Annotated in this window: 12 protein-coding genes and 1 tRNA gene; 5 read left to right on the forward strand and 8 right to left on the reverse strand. The window is 69.2% G+C overall.

Annotated elements, in window-relative coordinates:
* Window positions 1–106 precede the first annotated feature (106 nt).
* Window positions 107–1,624, forward strand: coding sequence for a lipopolysaccharide biosynthesis protein (locus IFT87_RS05475; RefSeq protein ID WP_031440872.1), 1,518 nt, complete (start codon window positions 107–109; stop codon window positions 1,622–1,624).
* 33 nt (window positions 1,625–1,657) lie between these two features.
* On the opposite strand, the gene purH is transcribed toward IFT87_RS05475, so the two are convergent.
* The 4 genes from purH to IFT87_RS05495 all read right to left on the reverse strand — a co-directional run bounded on the left by purH (window position 1,658) and on the right by IFT87_RS05495 (window position 7,215).
* Window positions 1,658–3,220, reverse strand: coding sequence for a bifunctional phosphoribosylaminoimidazolecarboxamide formyltransferase/IMP cyclohydrolase (purH, locus tag IFT87_RS05480; protein ID WP_031440873.1), 1,563 nt, complete (start codon window positions 3,218–3,220; stop codon window positions 1,658–1,660).
* A gap of 253 nt (window positions 3,221–3,473) precedes the next feature.
* Window positions 3,474–5,177 (reverse strand): heparinase II/III family protein, encoded by a 1,704-nt coding sequence (locus IFT87_RS05485; RefSeq protein WP_192008159.1) that lies wholly within the window; start codon window positions 5,175–5,177, stop codon window positions 3,474–3,476.
* A gap of 29 nt (window positions 5,178–5,206) precedes the next feature.
* Complete coding sequence (rpe, locus tag IFT87_RS05490) at window positions 5,207–5,866, reverse strand: ribulose-phosphate 3-epimerase (protein ID WP_031396295.1); 660 nt, start codon at window positions 5,864–5,866, stop codon at window positions 5,207–5,209.
* Window positions 5,867–5,937: 71 nt separating this feature from the next.
* Window positions 5,938–7,215 carry an RsmB/NOP family class I SAM-dependent RNA methyltransferase gene (locus IFT87_RS05495; protein ID WP_192007844.1) on the reverse strand — a complete coding sequence of 426 codons (1,278 nt, stop codon included), beginning with the start codon at window positions 7,213–7,215 and terminating at the stop codon, window positions 5,938–5,940.
* A gap of 102 nt (window positions 7,216–7,317) precedes the next feature.
* Between IFT87_RS05495 and IFT87_RS05500 the strand changes: the two genes are divergently transcribed.
* Together IFT87_RS05500 and IFT87_RS05505 are read left to right on the forward strand one after the other, a co-directional pair.
* Window positions 7,318–7,476: a DUF1674 domain-containing protein gene (locus IFT87_RS05500; protein ID WP_081874308.1), complete on the forward strand. Its 159-nt coding sequence runs from the start codon at window positions 7,318–7,320 to the stop codon at window positions 7,474–7,476.
* A 242-nt stretch (window positions 7,477–7,718) separates the two neighbouring features.
* A complete protein-coding gene (locus IFT87_RS05505; RefSeq protein ID WP_342211132.1) occupies window positions 7,719–9,548 on the forward strand; it encodes an AsmA family protein in 1,830 nt (609 codons plus the stop codon).
* 46 nt (window positions 9,549–9,594) lie between these two features.
* Here IFT87_RS05505 and IFT87_RS05510 read toward each other — a convergent pair whose 3' ends face one another.
* The gene (locus IFT87_RS05510) at window positions 9,595–10,572 is read right to left on the reverse strand and encodes an NAD(P)H-dependent glycerol-3-phosphate dehydrogenase (protein ID WP_192007846.1); all 978 of its coding nucleotides are present in this window, start codon (window positions 10,570–10,572) and stop codon (window positions 9,595–9,597) included.
* Window positions 10,569–11,597 carry a tRNA (adenosine(37)-N6)-threonylcarbamoyltransferase complex transferase subunit TsaD gene (gene tsaD, locus IFT87_RS05515; protein WP_031440878.1) on the reverse strand — a complete coding sequence of 343 codons (1,029 nt, stop codon included), beginning with the start codon at window positions 11,595–11,597 and terminating at the stop codon, window positions 10,569–10,571. Before tsaD ends, IFT87_RS05510 begins: the two co-directional genes overlap by 4 nt.
* 75 nt (window positions 11,598–11,672) lie before the next feature.
* On the opposite strand from tsaD, the gene hemC reads away from it, so the two are divergent.
* Window positions 11,673–12,581 (forward strand): hydroxymethylbilane synthase, encoded by a 909-nt coding sequence (gene hemC, locus IFT87_RS05520; protein WP_192007847.1) that lies wholly within the window; start codon window positions 11,673–11,675, stop codon window positions 12,579–12,581.
* A complete protein-coding gene (locus tag IFT87_RS05525; protein ID WP_052148996.1) occupies window positions 12,578–14,224 on the forward strand; it encodes a uroporphyrinogen-III synthase in 1,647 nt (548 codons plus the stop codon). The genes hemC and IFT87_RS05525 overlap by 4 nt, the downstream gene beginning before the upstream one ends.
* 52 nt (window positions 14,225–14,276) lie before the next feature.
* On the opposite strand, the gene IFT87_RS05530 is transcribed toward IFT87_RS05525, so the two are convergent.
* Both IFT87_RS05530 and IFT87_RS05535 read right to left on the reverse strand, forming a co-directional pair.
* The gene (locus IFT87_RS05530; RefSeq protein ID WP_031440881.1) at window positions 14,277–15,824 is read right to left on the reverse strand and encodes a globin-coupled sensor protein; all 1,548 of its coding nucleotides are present in this window, start codon (window positions 15,822–15,824) and stop codon (window positions 14,277–14,279) included.
* Window positions 15,825–16,026: 202 nt separating this feature from the next.
* Window positions 16,027–16,101: transfer RNA gene (locus IFT87_RS05535), tRNA-Gly, on the reverse strand.
* Window positions 16,102–16,260 lie beyond the last annotated feature (159 nt).

Raw genomic sequence — 16,260 nt, forward strand, 5'->3', positions numbered from 1 at the left:
GCAGCCGGCCACGCCCGGCTGACTCGCACAAGCGCGGCCGGCGGAGCCTTCGCTCCGACCGACGACGCGGCCGTGCCGCGGCGCGGCGCACCAGCGGCGCCCGCCCGTGACCGAATCGACCAAGGATATCGACACGCTCGCCAAGGGCGGTCGGACCAACATTGCGGGCTTTGTCCTCCGCCTCGCCGCGCGCATCCCGTTCCTGTTCATCGCGGGCCGCATTTACGGCCCGGACCTGGTCGGCCGGTTCGCGATCGCGGTCGTGGTGGTCGAACTCGCCGCGCTGCTGGCGACGCTCGGGCTCAAGCGCGGTCTCGCGCAGGCGCTGAGCAGCACCGAGCGGCCGCACGCCTATGTCGTGTGGGATGCGATGGCGGTGGCGTTCGTCGCGTCGCTGATCGCGAGCGCGGTGCTCTTCACCTTCCCCGAGATCATGTATCCCAATACGGCGATCACTGGGCTCGACCGGTTCCTGCCGCTCATCATCGTCGCGGTCGCCTGGTCCGACGTCAGCCTGGCAGCACTCGCCTATCGGCTGAACGTCAAGGCCGCGGTCACCGCGCGCGCGGTGGTCGAGCCGTGGACGATCTCGATCGCCGCCTGGGCCTTTTCCTATTTCACGATCCGCGACGGGCTCGTGCTGAGCTATGTCGCGTCGATGACTGCGGCGCTGATCGCCAGCCTCGTGCCGTTCGTGCGCAGCTACGGGCTGCCGCGCGGCTGGTCGCCGCATCTGCGCCCGCTCTACGCGCTCGCCCGCGCCAATGTGCCGCTGGCGGGCGCGGACATCCTCGAATGGGGCAGCCGCAACGTCGACCGCTTCATCCTCGGCGTGATGTTCGAGCCCAAGGTCGTCGGCATCTATTATATGGCGCAACAGGTCGCGAGCCTGCCGCAGAAGCTTAAGACAAGCTTCGACCCGATCCTCGGCCCCGTCATCACGCAGAGTCTTGCGGTCAACGACCGCGCGGCGATCGCCAACCAGGTCCGCCAGGTCGCGTTCTGGATCATGGCGGCACAGGGTGGCCTCGCGCTGATGGGATCGATCCCCGGCGAGGCGGTGATGGGCGTGGTCGGGCCGCAATTCGTCGCTGGCACCGCCGCGCTCGCCTTCCTGCTGACCGCCGAATTCCTCGCCTCGAGCGGCGCGGTCAGCGAATCCGCGCTCGTCTATATCGCGCGGCACCGCAATCTGATGATCTCAGCGGTGATGCTCGCCTTCCAGATCGGCCTCAGCTTCGCGCTGATCTTCGCGATCCGCCGGCTTGGCTATCCGGTCAACTATCAGGCCGCAGGGCCCGCGATCGCGCTCATGATCTCGGTCGCGCTGACCTCGATGATCAAGTCGCGGCTGCTCGGAAGCCTGCTCGGCGCGAGCGTCTCGCCGTGGCGCTGGCCGCTGGTCTGGGCGGCGCTTGCCGCGATCGTCGTGGGCACGGGCTTTACCGCGCTACCCAAGCGGCTCGAATGGGTCGAACTTGCGGTCGGCGAGCCGGCGATCGCCGCGACCTATCTCTTCATCCTGTGGAAATGGGCGTTCGGGCCCGCCGACCGCGCCCTGTTCGCCAAGACCCCCGAGCCCAGCGAAGCGACGCTGCCGCGGAGCGGGTCGCCGGTCCGCTGATCCGGCCCCCCGAAGCCGGGGGGCCGCCGGCGATCAATGCCGGAAGTGGCGCATCCCGGTGAACACCATCGCCAGCCCCGCCTCGTCCGCCGCCGCGATCACGTCGGCGTCGCGGATCGACCCGCCCGGCTGGATCACCGCGGTCGCGCCCGCCTCGACCGCCGCGAGCAGCCCGTCGGCAAACGGGAAGAACGCGTCGGAGGCAACCGCCGAGCCGATCGTCCGCGGCGTCGCCCAGCCCGCCTTGTCCGCCGCATCCTTGGCCTTCCACGCGGCGATGCGCGCGGATTCGAGGCGATTCATCTGCCCCGCACCGATGCCTGCCGTGCTGCCGTCCTTGGCATAGACGATCGCGTTCGACTTGGTGTGCTTGGCGACGGTCCAGGCGAAGCGGCAGTCGGCGAGTTCCTGCGGCGTGGGCTGGCGCCTCGTCACCACCTGCAACTCGCCGGGCGTGCCGTTGTCGCGCCCCTGTACGAGCCAGCCGCCCGCGATCGACTTGGCGGTGAGCCCGGCGCGCGCCGCATCGGGCAGGTCGCCGGTCAAAAGCAGACGCAGGTTCTTCTTCGCGGCGAACAGCGCGATCGCCTCCTCGTCGGCATCGGGTGCGACGACGACTTCGGTGAAGATGCCGGTGATCGCGCGCGCGGTCTCGACATCGAGGCGGCGGTTGACTGCGATGATCCCGCCGAACGCCGACACGGTGTCGCAGGCGAACGCCGCGGCATAGGCCTCCTCGAGCGTCGCGGCGGTCGCGACGCCGCACGGATTGGCGTGCTTGACGATGACGACCGAGGGGGCGGCATCGCGGAACTCGGCGACGAGCTCGAGCGCAGCGTCCGCGTCGTTAAGATTGTTGTAGCTCAGCGCCTTGCCCTGCACCTGACGCGCCTGGCCGATGCCGCGGACACCATCGGTCGCGGTGTAGAAGGCCGCCGACTGGTGCGGGTTCTCACCATAGCGGAGCGCATCGCCGCGCTTGAGCGTGATCGGCAGCGTGGCCGGAAACTGCTCGCCCTGGTCGACCGTGCCGAACCAGGTCGCGATCGCCGAGTCATAGGCGGCCGTGGTCGCGAATGCCTTGGCGGCGAGGCGCTTGCGGTCGTCGAGCGTCGTGCTGCCGCCCGCAACCAGCGCATAGTCTGCGGGATCGGTGACGATCGCGACATAGGCGTGGTTCTTGGCGGCCGAGCGCACCATGCTGGGGCCGCCGATGTCGATATTCTCGATCACCGTGTCGCGGTCCGCACCCTTCGCGACGGTCGCCTCGAACGGGTAGAGATTGACGATCACGAGGTCGATCGCGCCGATCTGGTGCTCCTCCATCGACGCGGCATGCCCCACATCGTCGCGCACCGCGAGGAGGCCACCATGCACCATCGGGTGCAGCGTCTTGACGCGGCCATCCATCATCTCGGGAAAGCCGGTCAGCTCCGACACGTCGCGCACCGTGAGGCCTGCCGCCCGCAGCGCGGTGGCGGTACCGCCGGTCGACACCAGTTCCACACCGTGGCTCGCAAGCGCGGTGCCGAGATCGACGATCCCGGTCTTGTCGGAGACGGACAGGAGTGCGCGCTTTATCGGGATGCTGGTCATGACAGGTCTTTCGTGATCCGGGTTTCGCCGTGCGGCGGGCCTTAGCGCCGGTTGGGGTTGGGGAACAGGGGGCGGGTCGCGCGCAGATGTCGCCGTCTCGCGCCACGCCACGAATATAGCACCTCCCCGGCGGAGGCCGGGGTCCAGTTGGGGAACGTCGCCAACCTAAGACGGCGCTTCGTCATCGCCACCTTTCCAACTGGACCCCGGCCTCCGCCGGGGAGGGTGATTGTAAACGCTCTCGGTTTGGCGCTCAGGCCTTTTTCAGTGCCCAGCTCACGCTCGCGCCGCCCGCCGCGGCCTCGCCGGTGATCATCAGTTGCTGCGTCGCGACCGGGCGGCCGTCCGCGTCGATCCAGACGCTGTCCTCGACCACCAGCGCGCCGCCGCGGCAGCGGAACTGCCAGATCGCGCCGCCCGGCAGGCGGAGGATCGCGCCCAGACCGTCCGCGGTCGGCGACACCTGCACCCCCGCACCCAGATGGAAGCGGATCGCGAACAGCGAAAGGCCCAGGCGCCGCTTGCTGCCCTTGGGCAACAGCGCGTCTTCGCCCCGTAATTCACGGCCGTCGCCGGTCAGCATCAGCTGCCGGCGGTGCACAAAGCCCCAGCGCCGGACATAGCCGTCATGGCTCGCTTCGATCCGGCTCGCTGCCTCCGATTCTTGCCGGCTCAGCTCGACTTCGGCAACGCCGCGGCCGAGCGTTCCGTCGGCGTGGATCGCGGTCGAGTTGCTGTCGGCGATCGTCAGCGTCGAATGCGCGGCGGTCGACCGCAGACCTTCGACCATTGCCGGCGGCAGTTGCGCGATCCCTGCCCGTGCGCCGCCGCAATTGACGACAAGCCGCGCCGGGCCATCGGAGAATTCGAACGCGAGCGTCGAGGCGCACCCGCCTTCGACCAGGCGTGCGACGGGTGGCGGCGCGGCGTCGACGATCAGCACCGAGGAGGCCGCCGCCAGCCGCTGATAGCCCCAGTCGCGCGCCTGGCGGAGCGGCCGGGTCCGGACGCCGCTCGCCTCGATCACTGCGGCGACCTGGGTCTCGCTTGCGGGGCCGCCGCCCTGCCAGCTCGATAGTCCAAGATCGCCATGCGTCACGCCGAGCAGTGCCGCGACCATCCTGGTGAGCGTCGTCGCGACGGGTTCGGGCAAGGCCAGGTTGCGCGCCAGGTAACTGTCCTGGAGCAGCGTCAGGAGCTGGATCGAGTCGAGCAGCATCGCCGGGCTGCGCGAGACCGAACCGCCATCGTCGAACAACCCGGTGCCGAGCGCGCGCAGCAGCCCGGCCTCGCCGAACGCACGGCGCGGGTCACCGCCCGGGATCAGCAGCCCGGCGGCGACGACGCCGCACCATGCCGCGATCCGCGGTGCGCCCGCGGGCACCTTGTCCGCGCTTCGATCGAGGTGCAGCGCGCCCCGCGCGAGCGCGTTCAGCACCTTCGAGCGGTAGACTAGGTCAGCCGACGACAGGATCAGCGGCGCATGCGCGGTCCAGAACAGGATCCGCCTGCCCCAGAGGTCCGGCCGCCACGCGATCCCGCCCGGCGTGTCGGCATAGGCGGTCAGCCACAGCCCCATGAGATATTCGGCGATCGCTGCCCCGCGCGCACGGGTTGCGACAGTCGACAGGTCGCGCAGCCAGGCAAAGCTGTGGAAATAGTCGGCAAAGGGACCGGGCAGCGGCTTTGCCAGATCGAGCGTCTCGATATCGCGCACCTCGCCGCGGAACGACAGCAGGCCCTCGAGCAGCATCGTGCCCCGCGGGATGTCGCCGAGCACCGGATCCTCGGGGACTGCGATCAGCTTGAGCGGATAGCGCCCCTTGAGCCGCAAGGCATGGAGCGGCGTACGCCAGGTCAGGCGGTGAAACCGCTCCGCCAGCCGATCGGCGAGCGACAGCCCGTTGTCGCCGCCAAGCCGGATCAGGCGACGACCTTCGTCGATTCCGTCGAGCATTGGATCGGTCACGGGATCGGGCTGGTCGGTCAATCGCCCCTCAATGCCGCGATGTTGGCGGCATACTGTGCCGGCCCCCCGCGAAACACCGACGTCCCCGCGACCAGCGCGTCCGCACCCGCATCGATGCAGCGCTTCGCCCATTCGGCGTCGACACCGCCATCGACCTCGAGATCGATCATGCGACCGCTCTTCTCGATCATCGTCCGGATCGCGGTGATCTTCTTGAGCTGGCTGGGGATGAAGCTCTGCCCGCCAAACCCGGGATTGACGCTCATCACGAGCACGAGGTCGACCATGTCGAGCAGGTAATCGAGCATCTTCGCCGGCGTACCGGGGCAGATCACGACACCCGCGCGCTTGCCGAGCGACTTGATGTGCTGGAGCGAGCGGTGGATGTGCGGGCTGGCCTCGTAATGCACGGTGATGCAGTCCGCGCCGGCCTCCGCGAACGCATCGAGATACGCGTCGACAGGGGCGATCATCAGATGGACGTCGAACGGCTTGGCGGTGACGCCGCGCACCGACTTCATGACCGCGGGGCCGAACGAGATGTTGGGGACGAAATGCCCGTCCATGACGTCGATATGGATCCAGTCGGCGCCGGCCGCATCGATGGCGCGGACCTCCTCACCCAGTTTGGCGAAGTCGGCGGACAGGATCGAGGGAGCGATGCGGACGGGTTGCATGAATGTGTCCTAGCGGGGGATTCACGTGGTGCGAAGGCCTTCAATCCTCCCCCAAAGCGGGGAAGGATTGATCAGGCGCGCTTCAGACGGGTGATGAAGAAGCCGTCGCAACCGCCTTGTTCGGCGAGCATGCCCGGCAGCGTGCGGACGGTACCGGTGTCGGTCGGCGTGATCCCGGCGGGGAGCTCGGCCTGGTCGACCGGCACGATCGAATAGTCGCTGCGCGCAGACAGGAACGCGTCGAGCTGCGCTTCGCCCTCCGACGGTTCGAGCGAACAGGTGGCGTAGACGAGCGTGCCGCCGGGCTTCACCCAGTCGGCCGCGCGCGCGAAGATCCGCGCCTGCAGCGCCGCGGTCTCGGCGATGATCGAGGGGCGGACGCGGTGGAGCACGTCGGGGTGGCGACGGAAGATGCCGGTCGCGCTGCACGGCGCGTCGATCAGGATCGCGTCGGCGGGCTCGGCGGGCGCCCATTCGAGAAGGTCGGCGTTCACCACCTCGGCCTTCAGATGCGTCCGGTAGAGATTCTCCCGCAGGCGCTTGATCCGGCTCTGCGAATTGTCGACCGAGGTGACGGTCCAGCCCGCCGAGGCGAGCTGCAGCGTCTTGCCGCCGGGTGCCGCGCACAGATCGAGGACATGGCCCTCCCCCTTGCCCAGCAAGCGCGCGGGCAGCGAGGCGGCGATGTCCTGCACCCACCAGGCGCCGTCGCCAAAGCCCTCCATGTCGGGGACCGAGGCGTGATCGCCCAGCCGCAGATGCCCGGGCATGAAGCTCTCGCCGCCAAGCTTCTCGCGCCAGCCTTCGGTCTCGGCGGGGTCGGCGATCGTCAGGTCGAGCGGCGGCGGTGCGGCGATCGCACGGCCCGCATCGTCGACCATCTCCTCGCCCCATGCCGCTTCCCAGCGCAGCTCGACCGGAGCGGGCAGCGTCGGCACCTCGGGCAGCAGCATGTTGGCGCGGAACAGCGTCCCGAACACGCCGTGGACAAGCTTGCGCGGACCGCCATCGACCAGCGGCAGCACGGTCGAGATCGCGGCGTGCGACGGCGTGCCCAGGATCAGCACCTGGACGAGCGCGATCCGCAGCGCCATCCGCGCCTTCGCATCGTCGGGCAGATTGGTCTTGGTGACCGAATCGATCATCGCGTCGAGATCGGGGAGCCGGCGCAGCGTCTCGGCGGCGATCGCATGCGCAAGCCCGCGATCGGGTCCGTGGATCGCGCGGGTCGCGGCGGGCAGCGCGGATTCGAGCGATTCCCCGCGACGCAGCACCGCGTCGAGCAGGCGCAGCGCGGCGCGGCGGGTGGGGACGCCAAGCGGCTCGGGGGCGTGGGTATAGTCGGGCATGAGAAGGTCCTTCGCGTTCGGGTGCCGCGCGCTGCATTGGCAAGTCGCACGGCGCGCCCCATGTGGCGGTTACGACGCCAACACGCAATCCGGAGAGCCATGATGGGCCAGCGCCCCGACCATGTGAAGCCACCCGCCTATCTGTCGAAGGATACACCGGTGCCACAGCCCGAGCCGATCGTGCCCGACAAGGACCCCGAACCGCGCGACCCGACGCGCTATGGCGACTGGGAACTGAAGGGCATGGCGATCGACTTCTGATCGCTTCGTCGTTTCGAGGCCTGATCCAGCGCTGCTCCACATCCGTCATCCCCGCGCAGGCGGGGATCCATATTCCCGGTTGGCGGCGGTGAGGCCGCACGCTTCGCCCCTATGGATTCCCGCCTACGCGGGAATGACAGAGGTTGTGTCGGTAAATCTGCGGCAGCGGTCCTGACGCAGGCGGAACGTATTTCACGGCGGCGCGTCGCGGTAGGATGAGGGGATTCTTCGCAAAACGCTGGGTGAAAATCACCGGCATCGTCGTCGCTGGCGTGCTCGTGCTGGGGTTGATCGTGCTCGCCGCCTTCCCCTGGGGCTCGCTCAAGGGGGTGATCCAGCGACAGCTCACCGCGCGGTTCGGCCGGCCGGTGACGATCGGCGGGATCGAGCGCGTCGATACATTCGGGTTCAACCCTACGATCCGCATCACCGACGTCCGTATTCCGCAGGCGGAATGGGCCGGAACGGGCGATTTCGTCCGGCTGCGCGAGGCCGAAGCCACCTTTTCCGGGCTCGCACTGCTGAAAGGTGCGTTCGGGCCGCGCGACGTGAAGGCGCGCGGGCTGCGGCTCGTGCTGGTCCGCGACAGGAACGGCCGGACCAACTGGGAACGACCGGGCAAGCCGAAGGGCGGCGGGAGCTCCACCGACCTTGACGGACTGACGATCAGCGACAGCGTGATCGCCTATCGCGACGACAAGCAGGACCGGTTCGTCACCGCACGCTTTACCGCCGATCCGGTGCGCGGCATCCGCGCGGCCGGCAACGGCACGATCCGCGGTGCGGCGGTGCGGATTGCCGTGGCGGGGCCTTCGGTCGAGCGGTTCCGGGGCAAGCCCTGGCCGTTCACCGCGTCGATCGACGGCGACGCGCTCTCGATCACCGCGAAGGGCCGGATGGACCACCCGCTCGACACCGACGCGATGGAGCTCGACGTCACCGCGCGCGCGACCGACCTCAAGCTGATCGACGCGGTGATCGAGGCGGGGCTGTTCCGCACGCAGCCGGTGTCGTTCTCCGCGCATGTCCGTCACGACCAGCCGAAATGGAACGTCACCCAGCTGAAGGGCGTGGTCGGACGGTCCGATTTCACCGGGCATGTCAGCGTCGACAAGCAGGATGGCCGGACCAAGGTCGACGGCGCGATCGTGTCGCGACGGTTTGATTTTGGCGATCTGGCGTCGGACGAGGGGAAGGCGAAGGGGGCCGCGCTCGAACGCGCGATCGGCCCGCGGCTCGTGCCCAACACGCGGATCGATATCGGCAAGATCGACACGACCGACGCGCGGATGGCGTTCCGGATCAAGCGGATCGTGAGCGCCAAGGGCGCGTCGCCGATCCTGTCCGCCAAGGGCGTGCTGGCGATCGACCACCAGCTGCTGACGCTCAGCGACCTCGACGCGCGATTGCCGCATGGTCGGGTCGAGGGGAAGCTGACGGTCGACCAGCGCGGCGACCGCAAGGTGCCGATGGTCGATATCAACCTGCGGCTGCGCGGCAGCAGCGTGCAGGATCTCGCGGGCGGCGGCGGCGATTTCAGCGGCAATGTCAGCGCGCGCGCCCGGCTGAGGGGGCCGGGCACGACGATCCGCGCGGCGGTCGGCAATGCGAACGGCACGATCGGGTTCGTCGCGCGTGACGGGCAATTGCCGCAGGGGATCGCGGCGGCTTTGGGGTTCGATGCCGCGCGCGCGCTGCTGGCGAAGGATGGCGAGCGCGCGGGGCTGCGTTGCGTCGTGCTGAAACTCGACGTGACGCGCGGCCATGGTCGGATCGATCCGATGATCGTCGACACGACCGCCAGCCTGTTGCGCGGTCAGGGGAGCGTGGTGTTTCCCAGCGAGACGCTGAACATCCGGCTGACGGGCACGCCGAAACAGCATGCGCTGCTGCGCGTGCCGGGCTCGGCCTATATGACCGGCACGATCGAGCGGCCGGCGGTGACGATCCCGCCCGAGGTGAAGTCCGTCGGCAACATCTTCAAGGCGATCGGCCGCGCGATCACGGGGAAACAGGGCCCAACCGCGCGCGATGCGGATTGCTCGGGGCTCGCGGCGCGCGTGCTGCGCTAGACTGATCCTCCCCCGCCAGGGGCGAAGATGAAGCAATCGCCTCCTCTCAGCCCGCCTCGTCCTTCAGCGGGCGCGCGAGCAGGTCGCCGATCACGTCGCGGACCGGGGCGCCTTCGAGCAGGCGGCACACCGCCTCAGTGATCGGCATGTCGACGCCCGCGTCACGCGCGGCCTCGCGCAGCACGGGGGCGGTGAATGCGCCTTCCGCGACCGTGCGGCGATCAGCCAGCAACGCGGCGGCGGCCTCGCCGCGCCCGAGACCGACGCCAAGCGAGAAATTCCGCGAACTCGTCGACGAACAGGTAAGCACCAGGTCGCCGAGCCCCGACAGCCCGGCGAGCGTCTCCGCGCGGGCGCCGCGCGCAAGCCCGAACCGCGTCATCTCGGCAAAGCCGCGCGCGATCAGCGCCGCACGGGCGTTCTGGCCGAGCCCGGCCCCCTCGACCACACCGCAGCCGATCGCGAGCACGTTCTTCACCGCCCCGCCAATCTCCGCGCCCGCGACGTCGGTCGACGCATAGGTCCGGAAATGCCGCGCCGCGAGCCGGGTCGCGAGCGCTTCGCCAAGCGCCTCGTCCTCGCAGGCGAGCGTCACCGCGGTGGGCAGCCCCGCCGCCACCTCATGCGCGAAGGTCGGCCCCGACAGCACCGCGATCGGCGCGTCGGGATGTACCGCACGCGCGACCTCGCCGACCAGCCGCTTGCTCCCCGCCTCGATCCCCTTGGCGCACAGCACCAGCGGGATGCCGCCGATCGGCGCGGCGGCGAGCACGCTGCCGACATGCTGCGCGGGTGCGACGACGAGGATCGCGTCCATGTTGGCCAAGGCGCCGAGATCGCCGGTGGCGCGGATCGTCGGCGACAGCGCGACGCCGGCGAGGAACAGCGCGTTCGCATGAGTGGCGTTGATCGAGTCGACGACGGCCGGCTCGCGCGCCCACAGGATGACGTCGCGGCCTTCATGCGCCGCGACCTGCGCCAGCGCGGTGCCCCAGGCGCCGCCACCAATGACGCCGATCTTCATGCCTTCACCCCTGCGCCGCGCACCGCCTCGGCATCCGGATCGAGCGGCCAGCGCGGGCGGGCCGCGGTATCGAGCGGATCGGTCAGTCCGGCGGCGAATCGCTCCGCCCCGGCCCAGGCGATCATCGCTGCATTGTCCGTGCACAGCCAGAGCGGCGGCGCGACAAACCGCAGGCCGCGGGTCGCGGCAAGCGTCTGCAGCGCGCCGCGGACCGCGCCGTTCGCGGCGACCCCGCCCGCGACGACGAGCGCGGTGGGTGTGACCGTCAGACCGTTCAGCGCCCTGGTCGTGCGGTCGATCAGGCAATCGACCACCGCGGCCTGGAACGACGCGGCGATATCCTCCGGCGGATAGTCCCCGACGACCCGCGCGACCGCGCTCTTGAGACCGGCAAAGGAGAAATGCGGTTCGGCCGAACCCTTGAGCGGGCGCGGCAGCGGCACGGCCTTTGGATTACCCAGCGCGGCGGCCCGCTCGACCGCGGGGCCTCCCGGGAAGCCGAGGCCGAGGATCTTCGCAGTCTTGTCGAACGCCTCACCGGCCGCATCGTCGATCGTCGTCGCGAGTCGGCGATAGGCGCCGACCCCTTCGACCAGCAACAACTGGCAATGCCCGCCCGACACGAGCAGCAGGAGATAGGGGAAGGCGAGATCGGGATCGGACAGCCGCGGCGACAGCGCATGGCCTTCCAGATGGTTGACCGCGATCAACGGCTTGCCCGCGGCGTGCGCGAGCGCCTTGCCGGTGACGAGCCCGACCATGACCCCGCCGATCAGCCCTGGGCCCGCGGTCGCGGCGATCGCATCGACATCGGCCAGCTTGAGCCCCGCATCGGCCAGCGCCGCGACGATCAGCGGCTCGAGCGCCTCGACATGCGCGCGTGCCGCGATCTCCGGCACGACCCCGCCGAACGGCGCATGCGCCGCCTCCTGCCCGAGCAACCGGTGCGCCAGCACCTGTCGATCGGCGGTGACGAGCGCGGCGGCGGTTTCGTCGCAGGAAGATTCGATACCCAGAATGATCATCCCATATCCCTATCGCGCCGGACAAGGCTTGTCCTCACGCTTGTCGAACGCGCCGCGTTTCTGCATGCAGGCGTCATGACTAGTTTTCGGCTCGGCACACGCGGCTCGCCCCTCGCCCTCGCGCAGGCAGGCATGGTGCGCGACGCCTTGTGCGCCGCGCATGGCTGGTCCCCGGATCGGATCGAGACGGTCGTGATCCGTACCACGGGCGACCGTGTGCAGGATCGCGCGCTCGCCGAGATCGGCGGCAAGGCGCTGTGGACGAAAGAACTCGATCGTGCGCTGCACGACGGTGAGATCGATTGCGCCGTGCATTCGATGAAGGATGTCGAGACGATCCGCCCGCAGACCCTGCAGATCGCCGCGATGCTGCCACGCGCGGACGTGCGCGACCGGCTGATCGGCGCGGAAACGCTTGCCGATTTGCGCCAGGGTGCTGTCGTCGGCACCAGCTCGCCGCGGCGACGCGCGCAGATGCTGCGATCGCGCCCCGATCTCGACATCGTCCTAATCCGCGGGAACGTCGATACGCGGCTCGCGCGGGTCGCGGCCGGCGACATGGACGCGACGCTGCTTGCCGCCGCCGGGCTCGATCGTCTCGGGCGGACGGCGATCGGTCATGCCATCCCGACCGACATCATGCTGCCCGCGCCGGCGCAGGGCGCGGTCGGGATCGAGACCTTGGTCGGCAAGCCGGCCCATGCGATCGTCGCGGCGATCGATCACGCCGAGACCAGTCTGTGCGTCCGGACCGAACGCGCGCTGCTCGCGCGGTTGGGGGCGGATTGCCATTCGCCGGTCGCGGCGCTCGCCTCGCTCGCCGGCGAGACGCTGACGCTGCGCGGCGAACTGATCGCCGAGGATGGGTCGTGCGACGTCGCCGGCGCGATCGAAGGCGGGATCGACGAAGATCTCGGTACCGCGCTCGCGCTCGATCTGCTGACCCGCGCCCCCGCCAGCGTCCGGCGCCTGTTCGCCGCATGACCCGCATCGTCGTGCTGCGCCCGGAACCGGGCAATGCCGACACATGCGCCAAGCTTCGCGGACTGGGGCTCGAGCCCCTGGCGATGCCGGTGTTCACGGTCGTGCCCGTCGCCTGGACGCCGCCCGACCTCGGCGGGTTCGATGCCGTTCTGCTGACCAGCGCGAACGCGATTCGCCATGGCGCCCTGCCCGACACACTCAAGGCGCTGCCTGTGATTGCGGTCGGCGACGCCACGGCCGCCGCCGCCCGACGCGCCGGCTTCAGTGTCGCGGTGACCGGCACCAGCAACGTCGATGCCGCGATCGACACAGCGCGGGCGTCCGGGTTCGACCGCCTGTTCCACCCGGCGGGCCGCGATCGCAGACCGACCGGCCCGGGCGTCGTCGCGTGCACCGTCTATGCGAGTGACGCGCTGCGGATCGGCGATAGCGTGTTGCCTCGGCACGAAGACCTGCTCGTGCTGATCCATTCGCCCCGCGCCGCGCATGCGTTCGCTGAGCATGTCGCACAGGCCGGCGTCGACCGGTCGCGCATCACGATCGCGGTGATCAGCCAAGCCGCGGCAGACGCGGCGGGCAGCGGCTGGGCCGCGCTGGTCGTGGCGGAGACTCCCACCGACGATGCGCTTGTCACGATCGCCGCAAAGCGCGCGATTGACCCTGACGCGCGTCGCGGGGATAAGCGCGTCATGAGCGACCACGTGCCGATCGAGCGTCCCCGGGCACGCGGCCCCCGCCTGGGTGTTATCATCATAGTGATCGGACTGGCTTTTATCGCCGGATCGGTGGCGATGGGCTATGCGCTGAAAACGATGCCATGGTTTGGTCAGCGCACCGGTCTGACGGCCGCTGGATCGACCACGGCCGCTGCGGCATCGGGCAACCCCGATTTCACCCCCGCGCAACCGCTCAACGCCAATGGCGAACAGCCGCGGGTCGACACCGCAATGCTGGCAACGCGCGAGGCGACGCTGGCGGGCCAGCTCACCGCGCTCGAGGCCCGGACCGCAGCCGTGTCGAGCGACGCGATGGCAGCCGGTGGTCAGGCGACCCGCGCGGAAGGCCTTATGGTCGCGTTCGCCGCGCGTCGGGCGATCGAGCGCGGTGTCGGGCTGGGCTATATCGAGGAGCAGCTGCGGCTGCGCTTCGGGCGCGCCCAGCCGCGCGCCACGGCCGCGGTGATCCAGGCCGCGCACCAGCCGGTCACGATCGAGGATCTGCGCCAGGGGCTCGATACGATCGCGCCGCAGATCACGAGCACCAACGGGACGACCAATGACAGCTGGCTGCAGACCGTGCGGCGCGAATTCAGCAACCTGATCGTGCTGCGCGAAGAGAGCATGGCCTCGCCCATGCCCGCCGACCGTCTTGCACGGGCGCGTCGACTGCTCGAGGCCGGCCAGGTCGAGGCGGCCCGCGCCGAGGTCGAGCGCCTGCCCGGCGCGACGCAGGCGAGCAACTGGATGGACGCTGCCCGCCGCTACATCGTCGCGCGCAAGGCGCTGGATATCCTCGAGAACACCGCGCTGATGGGCCAGGCGGGCCAGCCCCAGCCCACCCCGATCGTGGTCACCACCCCGGTGCTGCCACCGGTCGCGACATCGACGCAGAGCGAGGCGCCGGTCGCCGTACCCGCCCCCTGACGCCCCGCCCGGGCGACCGGCCGAGGCCTGTCGCCTAGGACTTGTCAGGGCGTCAGAAGGAGTTCCAGTCGTCCTCGTGGCGAACCATCGCCGGGATTGCGGCTGGCGGCAGCGGCTTGACCGGCGACGTATAGCTTTCGGGCTGGCCATAATCCTGTTTCGCAGGTGCGACCGGCGGTCTGCCAGCGCGGGAGTCGCCGGTGCGGAACCGTCGGGCCTGGTCGGCCAGCGTGCCCACCTCGGCGGCTAGGTTGCGCGCTGCCGCCGACGTTTCCTCCACCATCGCGGCATTTTGCTGCGTCGTCTGGTCCATCGTCCCGATCGTCGCGGAAATCTCGGTGATCGCGACCGACTGGGCCTGATTGTCCCGCGCCATGGTGGCGAGCAGGGCGTGAACCTGTGCCACGTCGTCCGATATCGCCGCGAGCGCACCATCGACCTTCGTCACCGCATCGACCGCGGTGACGATGTCGGTCTGCGTCACCGTCAGCTGGTCGCGCGCGCGCTTGGCCTCTTCCTCCGCACGCATCGCGAGCGCGGATACCAGATCGGCCACGACCGCGAATCCGCGACCCGCGTCGCCGGCCCTTCCCGCCTCGACCGCGGCGTTCATCGCCAGGACGCGTGTTTGGAAGGCGATCTTGTCCAGCCCCTCGATCACGCTGTCGATGCCCTTGGCGCTGTCCGATACGCGGCCCATCGCCTGTACCGCCAGATCCGCCACCGTGCGACCGCCCCCGACCGTCGCGATCGCCTGATCGGCGCGTTCGACCGTCTGGCCGGCCGCGGTCACGGAGGCGCGAAGCCGGCCATCCATCTGGGTCACGGACGCGGCAGTCTCCTCAAGCGACGCGGCATTGCTCTCGGTCCGGCGGGCAAGATCCTCCGATGCCTGCGCGATCTCATTGGATCCGGTGCGGATCGCGGTGGCGCTTTCGGACACCGCGCCGATCAGCGTGCGCAACTGGTTGAGCGCGTCGTTATAGCTGTCCTCGAGCGGCGCGAAGCTGGCCGGGAGCCCCGTCAGCGTCGTCGACAGATCCCCGGCGGCAAGCGCGTTCAGCGCCTTGCCCATGGTCGTGATCGCAGCGTTGCGTTCGACCTGGGCTTCCTCGAAATACATCGACAGCGACAATTCCATGTCAAGCAGCGCCGCCTTGACGATCGCGATGCCGGCATCGGTCGCGCTCGGCGTGCGGAGCCCCTTCACCAGCCGCCGCCAAGGGCTGTAGTGGCGGCCGATCCCCGCAAGCAGATTTTCGAGAACGAGCGCATAGGCGCCGACATACCATCGCGGCTCGAGCCCGATCCGCGCGTGAACGGTCCCGATCCGCCGTACGCTGTCATAGAAGCTCGCGTCGAACTGGCCTCGTGCGATGTTCATCCAGTGCTTGGCCTGAGCCGACTTGGCCGAAGTCATGTGGCCGGCATCGCGAAAGAAGGGCGAGGTTTCGGGCTGATTGCGGACCCGGTCGTAGAATTTGTCGAGCGCGCCGCCGATCAGGGATTCGATCAAGGGCCGGACGGCGGCGACGGTCGCCTGCTGATCGGCTCCCATTTCCATGAATGCGAGACGCGACGAAACTTGGTCAACGGACACGGACGGCTCCGAATATAGCGGTAGATGACCAATTTATAGCAACGCGGCGCCGCTATCGGTCAGGTCCGCCTCAACAAATCGTCATCGTCGAGCATACATAGATCAAGCATGCCGTACGTATGGCGTGATGCCATCTGGGAGTTTACCGTGGAGGTTTGGAATCACCCGATCGGCGAAAGCCGCTGCCGTTCAAGGCAGCGACTGGAGCGGGCGAAGGGATTCGAACCCTCGACCCCAACCTTGGCAAGGTTGTGCTCTACCCCTGAGCTACGCCCGCTCTGGCGCCTGTGCCGCCGGTCTGTAACGACACGGTGGCGGGGTGAGGCGCGCTATTAGCCCGGGGTTTCGGATCCGGCAAGCGCCTTCTTTGCAAAATTTGCAGCGACCATCGCGAAGAATGTCCTTGGCGACTCCCCCAATAGAACATTACAAGAAC

The sequence above is a fragment of the Sphingomonas sp. CFBP 8765 genome, from assembly GCF_014841445.1.
In the GTDB taxonomy this organism is placed as follows: domain Bacteria; phylum Pseudomonadota; class Alphaproteobacteria; order Sphingomonadales; family Sphingomonadaceae; genus Sphingomonas; species Sphingomonas aerolata.